Annotated in this window: 6 protein-coding genes and 1 pseudogene; 3 read left to right on the top strand and 4 right to left on the bottom strand. The window is 60.2% G+C overall.

What is annotated here, in order from left to right; all coding sequences use genetic code 11:
- Together ABY948_RS08000 and amt are read left to right on the top strand one after the other, a co-directional pair.
- Positions 1-382: hypothetical protein (locus tag ABY948_RS08000; protein WP_461482002.1), on the top strand; the 382-nt coding region annotated here is incomplete at its 5' end.
- Positions 383-569: 187 nt separating this feature from the next.
- Positions 570-3,617: pseudogene (gene amt / locus ABY948_RS07995) on the top strand (ammonium transporter).
- Positions 3,618-3,622: 5 nt separating this feature from the next.
- On the opposite strand, the gene ABY948_RS07990 reads toward amt, so the two are convergent.
- From ABY948_RS07990 to rlmKL, 3 genes are all read right to left on the bottom strand, one after another.
- Complete coding sequence (locus ABY948_RS07990) at positions 3,623-5,269, bottom strand: SulP family inorganic anion transporter (protein WP_461482001.1); 1,647 nt, start codon at positions 5,267-5,269, stop codon at positions 3,623-3,625.
- 87 nt (positions 5,270-5,356) lie between these two features.
- On the bottom strand, positions 5,357-5,599 hold the full coding sequence (locus ABY948_RS07985; protein ID WP_461482000.1) for a glutaredoxin family protein: 243 nt from the start codon (positions 5,597-5,599) through the stop codon (positions 5,357-5,359).
- Positions 5,592-7,769, bottom strand: coding sequence for a bifunctional 23S rRNA (guanine(2069)-N(7))-methyltransferase RlmK/23S rRNA (guanine(2445)-N(2))-methyltransferase RlmL (rlmKL, locus tag ABY948_RS07980; RefSeq protein WP_461482003.1), 2,178 nt, complete (start codon positions 7,767-7,769; stop codon positions 5,592-5,594). The genes ABY948_RS07985 and rlmKL overlap by 8 nt, the downstream gene beginning before the upstream one ends.
- Positions 7,770-8,007: 238 nt before the next feature.
- On the opposite strand from rlmKL, the gene rmf reads away from it, so the two are divergent.
- Positions 8,008-8,214, top strand: a complete 207-nt coding sequence (gene rmf / locus ABY948_RS07975; RefSeq protein ID WP_461481999.1) for a ribosome modulation factor — start codon at positions 8,008-8,010, stop codon at positions 8,212-8,214.
- A 225-nt stretch (positions 8,215-8,439) separates the two neighbouring features.
- Here the strand turns inward: rmf and ABY948_RS07970 are convergent.
- The coding region (locus tag ABY948_RS07970; protein WP_461481998.1) for an NAD-glutamate dehydrogenase domain-containing protein at positions 8,440-10,596 on the bottom strand (2,157 nt) is incomplete at its 5' end.

The following is a 10,596-nucleotide window of genomic DNA, read 5'->3' as shown; positions in this document are numbered from 1 at the left end:
GATGGCGGTGATCGCCGGCAACGTCTTGTTCAATGAAGCCGAAAAACGCCTTCTGGGCGACTACCTGCGGGACAGCCGCTACCGCAATGACGAGGGCTACGGGGACAACCACAAGCAAAAGAGCCTACCGCCCGGCCTGCGCAAGAAACTGGAACGGGGCGGCGAACTGCCCCCCGGCTGGCAGCGCAAGGTAGCCCGGGGAGAAGTACTGGATAGCGAGCTCTATGGCCACAGTCGCTCCCTGCCCGAAGAATTCCTCCACCGCCTGCCCAGGTCGGTCGACGGCACCTCCCTGCGCCGTATCGATGACCGGGTTGTGCGCATCATGGACGCCACGCGCACCATCCTGGACGTCTACTACATCAGCCAGGGGCAATATTGAGGCATGCCGCGCTGACCGCGGTTTGATCGCCGCACGCCAATTGCTGAATTGACGGCTCTCGAGGGCCTATTTTGGGCAGCCCCCAAAATGTGCACCGTTTTTGCATGGCTAACTCTGGGTGACAGAGGAGCCTGCATGCCGACCATCGAAACGTTACCCACGTCCGTAGCATTCACAGGGTAGTCGATTGGATACGTTCTGGGTTCTCTCCGCCGCACTGTTGGTATTCCTGATGCAGGCAGGCTTTCTGTGTCTGGAAAGCGGCTTCGTCCGCAGCAAGAACAGCATCAATGTCGCGGCCAAAAACATTGCCGATTTTGTTGTCTCGAGCACCATATTCTGGGCAGTGGGCTTCGCCCTCATGTTCGGCGACAGTATCTCGGGATGGGTTGGCAGCAGTTACTTCCTGTTTGGCAACGGCGCCGGCCCCCACCTGACAACCATCTTCCTGTTTCAGATGATGTTCTGTGGCACCGCAGCCACCCTGGTCTCCGGCGCTGTCGCGGAACGGATGAGCTTTTTGGGCTACCTGATTGTCACCATCACCATCACCCTTGTTATCTACCCGGTTATCGGCCACTGGGCCTGGGCCGGGATCATCAGCGGCAACCCCACCGGCTGGCTGGAAAAACTGGGGTTCGTCGATTTCGCCGGCTCAACCGTGGTGCATTCTGTGGGCGGCTGGGTGGCGCTGGCCGCCGTCCTGATCATCGGACCGCGCAGTGGTCGTTACGACCTCGATCAAAAAATGCCCGGCAGCAATGTGCCGTTGGCCGTGCTCGGCTGCCTGCTGATCTGGTTTGGCTGGTTTGGCTTCAACGGCGGCAGCACCCTCGGCTGGACCGCCGCGGTTCCGGCAATTCTCCTGCACACCTGCCTGGCCGCCTTCGGCGGCGGTATCGCCGCCACCCTGATGGGTTATCTGGCCGAGCGCTATTGCAACGTGCAACAAATCGTCAACGGAATACTGGGTGGCCTGGTAGCGATCACCGCCAACTGTCACGCGGTTGCCCCCCTGTCCGCCATACTGATAGGCGCTGTCGGCGGGGCCATTGTCCACTGGGGCGAGTTGTGGCTGGACAGACTCAAGATCGATGACGCCGTCGGGGTCATTCCCGTCCACCTGTTCGCCGGCATCTGGGGCACCCTGGCGCTGGCCCTGTTCGGCGATCCGACCATCCTCGACAACGGACTGAGCCGCAGCCAACAGCTCCTCAGCCAGTTGCGGGGCATTGCCGCCATAGGCGGTTACAGCTTTGCCACGGCCTATGTGGTGTTTGCCGCCTTTAACCGCTTCTTTCCCCTGCGCGTCAGCCCGGAGGCGGAACTGCGCGGGCTCAATGTCGCCGAGCACCGGGTGAGTACCGAAGTGTTCGAACTGCTGTCCGCCATGCACCTGCACCAACAGCGCTCCGATTTTTCTGCGCGGGTACCGGAAGAACCTTTTACCGAAGTCGGCCAGATCGCCCACCAGTACAATCGCGTCATCACCAAGGTCAACGAGGAAATCCACCAGCGGGATGAGGCGTTCAACGCCTTCCGTCAGAGTGAGTACCGCAAAGGGGCCATTCTCGACGCCGCCATGGACTGTATTGTCAGCATCAACGGTCGCGGCGAAATCCTGGAGTTCAACCCGGCGGCAGAACAGTGTTTCGGGCTGAGTAAAAGCACGGTGAAATCACAGAGTTTTTTCACCCTGTTTATGTCGGGAACGATTGGGGCCGTGGCGCTGGAAAGCTTGTCCCAGGGGTTTACCCTCGGCGAGGGCCTGGTGCTGCGACGGCGCAATATTACCGAGTTGAACCGCGCCAATGGTGAACTATTCCCCGCCGAAGTGGTGATCACCCAGACCACCGATATCGGCGACCCCGTCCGGGAGTACACCCTGCATGTGCGGGATGTCACCCAGCAGATCAAGCTGCAGGAGCGCCTGCGCCTGCTGGCCTACAAGGACACCTTGACCGGACTCTACAATCGAAACTATTTCATGGAGTACCTGAACAAGCGCATCCACTTTCATCGCGCGACGCCGGGCACGGTCATCCTGATGTTCCTCGACCTGGACCAGTTCAAGAAAATCAATGACACCCTGGGACACAAGGCCGGCGACGAGCTACTTCACCAGGTGGCCAGGCGACTGGATTCCCTGATTCGCGGTGTGGACCTGGTCGGCCGCTGGGGAGGCGACGAATTTGTCATCGTCATGTCCGGTGAAATCGATAGCCAGATCGCCATCCGACGGGCCGAGGATATCCTCGCAAAAATGTGCAAGCCGGTTCAAATTTCCGGTCACGCGCTCACCGTGATGACCAGCATCGGCATTGCCCTTTCCCGCAACGGTGATATCGATGGAGATAAATTACTGCAACATGCCGATCTGGCCATGTACAAGGCCAAGCAGGCGGGCCGCAACACCTACCGGGTTTTCAGTGAAGACCTGGAAGCGCTGGCAAACCAGCAATTCAGACTGGAATCAGACCTGCCCGCGGCCATCGCCGAACACCAGTTACTGCTCCATTACCAACCCAAGGTGTGCTGCGAGAGCAACGCCATCCTGGGTTTCGAAGCCCTGTTGCGCTGGCAACACCCGGAACACGGCCTGATTCCCCCGGGCGACTTTATCCCGGTGATTGAAGGCTCCAGCCTGGTCATCCAGGTCGGGGAGTGGGTGCTTGAGGAGACTTGCAGGCAGCTGGCTTAATGGCGTCAGCAAGGGCTGACACCGTTGCCGGTGGCCATCAATATTTCCGGCTGCCATTTGCATTCCCAGGGGCTGGTTCCCTTTATTCTCGCCCTGTCCGAAAAATACCGGGTACCAGTAACACTGCTTGAACTGGAGATCACCGAAGGGGTATTGACCGGCAACAGCGACGAGAGTATCGCCGCCATGGCGGCGCTCAAAGCGTGCGGAATCAAACTCGCCATCGACGATTTTGGCACCGGTTATTCATCACTGAGCTACCTGAAGCGCTTCCCGGTCGATGTGCTAAAAATTGATCGGGCATTCGTCAATGAATGTGACAGCAACCCGGAAGATGCCGCAATCTGTTCCGCGATCATCACCGTGGGCAAAAGTATCGGCGTGCAAACGGTCGCGGAGGGTGTCGAAAGCCGGCAACAACTGGATTTTTTACGCCAGCAGGGCTGTGATCTCTACCAGGGCTTCTATTTCAGGCGCCCTCACCCCGCAGCAGCCATTCCGGCGCTGCTGACGCAATTGGCCGCGACCAGTTGAGCGCTTCAGGCGCGCCCGCCGTCCACAACCGCCATGGCTTCGCTGAAAGAATCCAGCACCCGCTCAGTCCCCAGATACTCCAGGGTGCCCAGCCGCGCGAGACTCTTTCTGGCTTTGTCCGGCACACCGACCAATAACACCTGCCGCTCCTGGGCCGTTTCCGTATGGATCAATTCATCGAGGATCATCGCCGTGGAGGTGCCCACCAGATGGGCGTGGGTCAAATCAATAATCATCAGCCGGTGGGACAGTTGACCGGCGAGGCGGCGCCTCAGTCCGCGGCCAACCGCAAAGCTGAGCGGGCCATTGAGCCGCAGCAGCAACACCTTGCCCTGGTGGGACGCCAGCCAGCGCTCTTCAGCTGAACACCCCTTTTCCGTGGCATCCGCGCCATTGGTGAGGGTGATACTGTCCAGCTGGATATTCGTCAGCCGTTCCACGGTAATCAGGTTGGAGAGGAAAACCCCCACTAAAACCGCCGTGATCAGGTCGACAAACACAGTCAAACCCAGCACCAGCAGCATCAGCGCCACAGTGTTTACAGGCAATCTGGAGAGGCGCCGGAAAAAGGGCCAATCGATGATGTCGATGCCCACCCTGATCAGAATGCCGGCCAACACCGCCAGCGGCACATGGGCGGCATATTGGCCGGCCCCGAGCATCACCACCAGCAGTATCAGGGCGTGGATGGCCCCCGAATAACCGGTTTTCCCTCCGGCGCGAATATTGACCACCGTGCGCATGGTGGCACCGGCGCCGGGCAAGCCGCCGAACAGGCCCGCCAGGGTATTGCCGATACCCTGGCCGATCAGCTCGCGATCGGAATCGTGCTGCTGCTTGGTCATGCTGTCCGCCACCAGGGAGGTCAACAGGGAATCAATGGCGCCCAGCACCGCCAGTAATACCCCCCCATAGAGCAATTCGCCGGCCACCTCGAGGGAAAACGCCGGCCAATGCAACGGCGGAAAGCCGGCGGGAATATCGCCAATTATCGCTACCGAATCCGCCGGCAACCACAGCGCCGCCAGGGTGCCCGCCAACAGTGCCGCCAGGGGCCTGGGCAGCCAGACATTCCAGGAGGATGGCCACAGGTAGACCACCGCCAGGGCGAACCCGCCGAGCAGTAGCTCCACCCAGTTTATGGACGACAGCCAGGCGGGCAGGCTGGTCAGTGCCGCCATCAGCGAGGGCGTACCGGCATGACCGAGCAGTGGCCCCAACTGCAGGATGATGATGATGACGCCGATGCCGGTCATAAAACCGGAGATCACCGGGTAGGGAACCAGGATGAAATATTTGCCGAGTTTCAATACACCCAGGGCGATCTGAATGAGACCGGCGACGATCACAGCGGTAAAACCGAGCAGTAAACCGGTTTCCGGATATTTAGCCTGCATCGAGGTGAAGACCCCCGCCATCACCACTGTCATGGGTCCGGTGGGACCAGACACCTGGGTGGGGGTGCCACCAAACAGCGCCGCAAAGAAGCCCACAAAAATAGCGCCATAAACCCCGGCCATGGGTCCGGCCCCGGAGGCCACACCAAAGGCCAGCGCCAGCGGCAGGGCCACCACGGCAGCGGTGAGACCGCCGCTAAAATCCATTGGCAAATAGCGGCTGGAAAGGCTGTTAAAGGGTGCGCTGGCGGGCATACAGATCCCCCGGGGCAGTCAAAATCGCCATCATTACAGGCCAGTTTGCCAGACCCTCAGCCCGCCCGAAAGGGCCGGCCGTTGAAATCAGTTGATCTCCAGCAAGCGGCGTATCTGGCCGGCGCTGAATGGCCAGCCCTTCTCAGCGCCGTTCGGGTTGACCACCACCGGAATGCGGATGCCATAGAGCGATTGCAAGTGCTCGTCAGCGGCTATGTTCACCTCCCGCAGCTGCCAGCCCGCTTCCTGTAACAGCGGATAGAGCAGTGCCTTGGCTTGGTCGCACAGCGGACAGTTGGGGCCGGTGTAGAGGGTCAGGATCTTAGCCATGCCAGGGCGACAACATCCGGTGGCGAATCAACCAGCAATGGTGAATTTTGCGGTTGCGCTGAAAGTCGGGATCAAAGGTTTTATCGGTGATATCTTCCACGTCGTAGTGGGATTTCAGCGCGTCATCCAGGCTGAATTTGCGGAAATTGTTGGAAAATACCAGGGTGCCGTTTCGCGCCAGGATCGCCATGGCATGGTCAATCAGTTTGCCGTGATCCCGCTGGATATCCAGCACCTCCTCCATTTTCTTGGAGTTGGAAAAGGTCGGCGGGTCGAGAAAGATCAGGTCGTACTCGCCCTGCTCCATGGCCAGCCATTCCAGGCAATCGGCCCGCAGCAACTGATGGCGCTGCGGGTCGAGGTCATTCAACGCAAAGTTGCGCCCGGCCCACTCCAGATAGCTGTTCGACATATCGATACTCAGGCTGCTCTGGGCGCCGCCTATTGCCGCCTGCACCGTTGCCGCGGCGGTGTAACAGAACAGATTCAAAAAGCGTTTGCCGCCGGCCCGCTCTGCCAGCAGGCGGCGCACCGGGCGGTGATCCAGGAACAGGCCGCTGTCCAGGTAATCCGCCAGATTCACCTCGAGGCGACAGGGCCCCTCCTGCACCTCAAATACCCCCTGTTGGCGACTGCGGACAGCCTGGCGCTGGTATTGGCTGTCGCCCTTTTGACGGCGACGCTCCTTGAAAAACAGCTTGCTGCGGCTCTCCGGGTACAGATAGAGCAGTGCCTGGCGCACCTCACTGAGGTGGCGGTTGGCCTGCTCTTCATCAATGTTGGTCGGCGGCGCATATTCCTGCACATGGATCGCATCGTCGTAGCAATCCACCGCAACGGCATATTCCGGCATGTCCGCATCGTACAGCCGGTAACAGCGCACCCCGGACTGCTTCAACCAGCCGGACAGTTTGCGGGCGTTCTTTTTCAGCCGGTTGGCGAACATCCGCGCCCCCTCGCTGAGGGACTCCTCGGACAGCTCCTTGCGCTGAACCTGCCCGGACTCTGTCGCCTCTCGCAGCTGAAACAACAACAGCTGGCTGGGAATGGTGCCGTTAAAAAACTGGTATTTTCTGTCGGCGCGCAGGCGCAGTTCACTGGCCAGTTCGGCATTGCCGGTAATCACCGCCAGCCGCCAGCCGGGGCACTCCCGCTTGGTCACTTCGCCGAGGGTCTGGTAGAGGGGGCGCAGCTCCTCCATATCGCCCCAGCGCTCGCCGTAGGGGGGGTTGCAGATGATCAGCCCTTCCGCAATCTGCCGGTGGGTGGGCTTCTTGAAGGCCTCGATGGGTTTGGCCATCACCCGCACCCATTTTTCCAGGCCGGCGCAGGCGACATTTTCCTGGGCCGCAGTGACGGCGCGGGTGTCCTTGTCGTAACCGCGGATTTCCGGCAGCTCCCTGGCCAGGCCCGCCTGGCAGCGGTCCAGTGCTTCCTGCCGCAGCCGCTGCCACAACTCGGCATCGTGCTGCGCCCAGCCATGGAAACCAAATTGTTCGCGAATCAGCCCCGGCGCAATATCCGCCACCATCATGGCGCCCTCAATCAACAGGGTGCCGCTGCCGCACAGCGGGTCGATCAGGGCGCCGCCGCGGGCGGCGATCTCCGGCCAGTCGGCGCGCAACAACAGCGCGGCAGCCAGATTCTCCTTCAGCGGGGCCGGCACCATGGCCGCGCGATAACCGCGCTTATGCAGGCTGTCACCGGACAGGTCCAGGCTGACATGGGCCTGGTCCTTGGCGAGCCGCACATTAATGCGCAGGTCGGGACTGCGCAGATCCACATTCGGACGATCGGAAAAATGGCTCTGAAGGCGATCGACAATGGCATCCTTGACATGCTGGGCGCCAAATTTGCTGTGCCGGATGGCGTCATTGGTGCCAACAAAATCCACCGCGATGGACTCATGTGGGGTCAGGTGGCGCTCCCAGGCAATGGCGGCGACACCCCGGTACAGATCGTCGGCACTGTTGACCGGAAATTTCTCCAACGGCATCAGGATGCGATTGGCGAGTCGCGACCACAGGCAGGCGCGGTAGGCAAATTCCAGATTGCCCTCGGCATAAACACCGGCGACGGTCTCCCGGGTTTTCTCGGCACCCAGGTTCGCCAGCTCACTGGCCAATAACGCTTCCAGGCCTTTGGGGCAGCTGGCAAACCACATTCTCATCGACACTTTATCAACCCTATTGCCCGACAGCCGGGCGGCTCTAATGACTCACTGGTATCCATGGAAACACAAACGCTGATTACGTACCGTAATTAAAACGCATTGCCCATAGACTAATAAAATCTTCGACAGTCGCCCCCAGTTTTGATGTTATAGGTCGGCTACATCAAAAAAATCAACTGGCCATACCCGAACGTTAAATGGAATAAGTGGCCCAGGAATCAGAGGTTCATGTCCTATGAAAAGACAAAAACGAGATTCATCCCACCGCGCATTCATCAAAGGTTATCAAGCAGGTTACAACGGTCGAAACAAATCAAGTTGCCCCCACGTAAACGAAACCCCCTTGGCCCAGGACTGGTTCAACGGCTGGCGCGAGGGGCGAGAAGACAACTGGAGCGGCTTTAACGAACAAGCCTGCCAGCAGAAAGTCATCAACCTCTAACTAAAAACGAAAGATTTCTCCCCTTGGGGCCGCGGCCCCACAAAAGCCCGAGCAGGGCTTTGAAGCGGAGTGAGGAGGCAGGGGCCTCCCTCCGCTTCACCCAAACCGCTCCCTATCCATCACCCGACTCCGGTTACCGCACAGGCAACCCGTGAAGGGCGCGCAGCATATACCATGGTGCGGTCCCCGTCATTTCTCAATGCCCTATCGCCACGGCACCGGGGGTTAGACCGCGCACACCGGCGGCATATCCAGGCGGTTTTCGGAGGACTGCACCAGATCGAGCAACTCGCGCAACGCCACCGAGAACATGGCGAAATCGTAGACCGGCGCCGTGTGCAATTCCTTCATCATGTCCTGCCAGCGCTTGATCAGTGGCGCCTGGGATGCCTGCCAGACCTGGATCGCCCCGTCGATATCCTCGATCACATGGATTTCCTGTAACAGTGCCCGCGCCAGTGTGCGCCGCTGGCTTTCCAGGTCGTCCACAAAGGACTCCCGGGCGAAGTCCTCCCAGCGACTGGCCGGGTCCAGATGAACGATCTGATCGGCAAACCACTCCAGATCCAGTTCCGTGCCGAGCTTGTAGTAGAGCTCCAGCACCAGACCCACCGGCTTGCCGCTGGAGGCTGAGAGATCGACGATGCCAAAGCCGAAGAACAGGAAATTGGAGCTGGCCACCAACATCGCCACATCCTCCTGCACCCCGAGAGAGACCAGTCGCGATACCTCTTCCTGCCAGCCGCTGGCATCCTGGCGGGCGAACAGTGTCGGCAGCAGCAATTGCAGTTCCACCAGCTTGGGACCCAGCGTCCGCACTTCCTTTTGCGGATTCAGGCAGGAGCGGCGATTGCGCAAGACCCAGCGGGAGGCGCGGCGGCCGAGGCGCATCAGCGAGTAGAACAATTCAAACTGCACCTCTGCCGGCACCTGGTAATCGAGCCGCTCCACCCGCTGCCAATAGCGTTCCAGGCGCAACACATCCCGCACCACCACATAGGCCCGCACCACATCGTCCACCGCCGCTCCAGTGGAGGCAATCTGCCGCTGGAAGTAATTGACGCCCATCAAGTTGACCATTTCGTTGACCAGCTGATTGGTGATGATTTCACGGTGCAGGCTGTGGTGTGCCACTTGCTCGGGATAATGCTCCAACAGGTGCTGCGGAAACGCGCCATTGATCGCCCGGGCCACATAACTGTCTTCCGGCGCATCCGACTTCAGCACCGCTTCCTTGATCAGAATCTTGGCATAGGACACCAGCACCGACAGTTCCGGGTGGGTCAAACCGGCAACCCGTTTGGTCCGCTCCTTGAGGGTTTCATCGTCCGGCAGAAATTCCATGGCGCGGTTAATCTGCCCCGCCGTCTCCCATTCCGTCAGCGTGCGCCAGTATTCGGAAAAATTGGTCTGGCAGCGGTAGTAGGCCAGACTGATGGCCTGGGTTTGCCGGTAGTTATTGTTCAGCACCAGCTCTGCCACCTGGTCGGTCATCTCCACCAGCAACTGGTTGCGCTGTTTGGTGGTCAGGTCTTCGGCCTGCACCAGCTCATTGAGCAGGATCTTGATATTCACTTCGTGGTCCGAACAGTCCACCCCGCCGGCATTGTCGATAAAATCCGTGTTGCAGGCCCCGCCGTTGAGGGCGTATTCGATACGGCCACGCTGGGTCATGCTCAGATTGCCGCCTTCGGCAAAGACCCGGCAGCGCAGCTCGCGCCCGTTGACCCGCACCGGGTCATTGGCGCGGTCCCCCGCCTCCTGGTGACTCTCCGCGCTGGCCTTGACATAGGTGCCAATGCCGCCATTCCAGACCAGGTCCACCTCGGCCTTGAGCAGTTCGTGAATCAGTTCGTTCGGCTTCAGTACCGTGGCGCTGAGGCCAAAGCGCATCCGCACCGGCTCCGACAGGGGAATCGCCTTCGCCGCGCGGGAATAGACCCCGCCCCCTGCCGAGATCAGCGCGGGGTCATAGTCCTCCCAACTGGAGCGGGGCAGCTCGAACAACCGCTGGCGCTCGGCCAAGCTCGCGGCGGCATCCGGGTCCGGATCGAGAAAGATATGCTGGTGATTGAAGGCCGCGACCAGGCGGATGTGCTCGGAGCGCAGCATGCCGTTGCCGAACACGTCGCCGGCCATGTCGCCGATACCCACCACGGTAAAATCGTCGCTTTGGGTGTTGAGTCCCAGTTCGCGGAAGTGGCGCTGTACCGATATCCAGGCACCCCGCGCGGTGATACCCATTTTCTTGTGGTCGTAGCCGTAGGAACCGCCCGAGGCAAAGGCATCGCCGAGCCAGTGGCCGTAGGCCAGGGAGATTTCATTGGCATAGTCGGAAAAACTGGCGGTGCCCTTGTCCGCCGCCACCACCAGGTAGGGATC

The sequence above is a fragment of the Porticoccus sp. genome (assembly GCF_041592135.1).
Classification (GTDB): Bacteria; Pseudomonadota; Gammaproteobacteria; order Pseudomonadales; family Porticoccaceae; genus Porticoccus.
The sequence above is the reverse complement of the archived record's forward strand: the minus strand, read 5'-3'. Positions and strand labels throughout refer to the sequence as shown.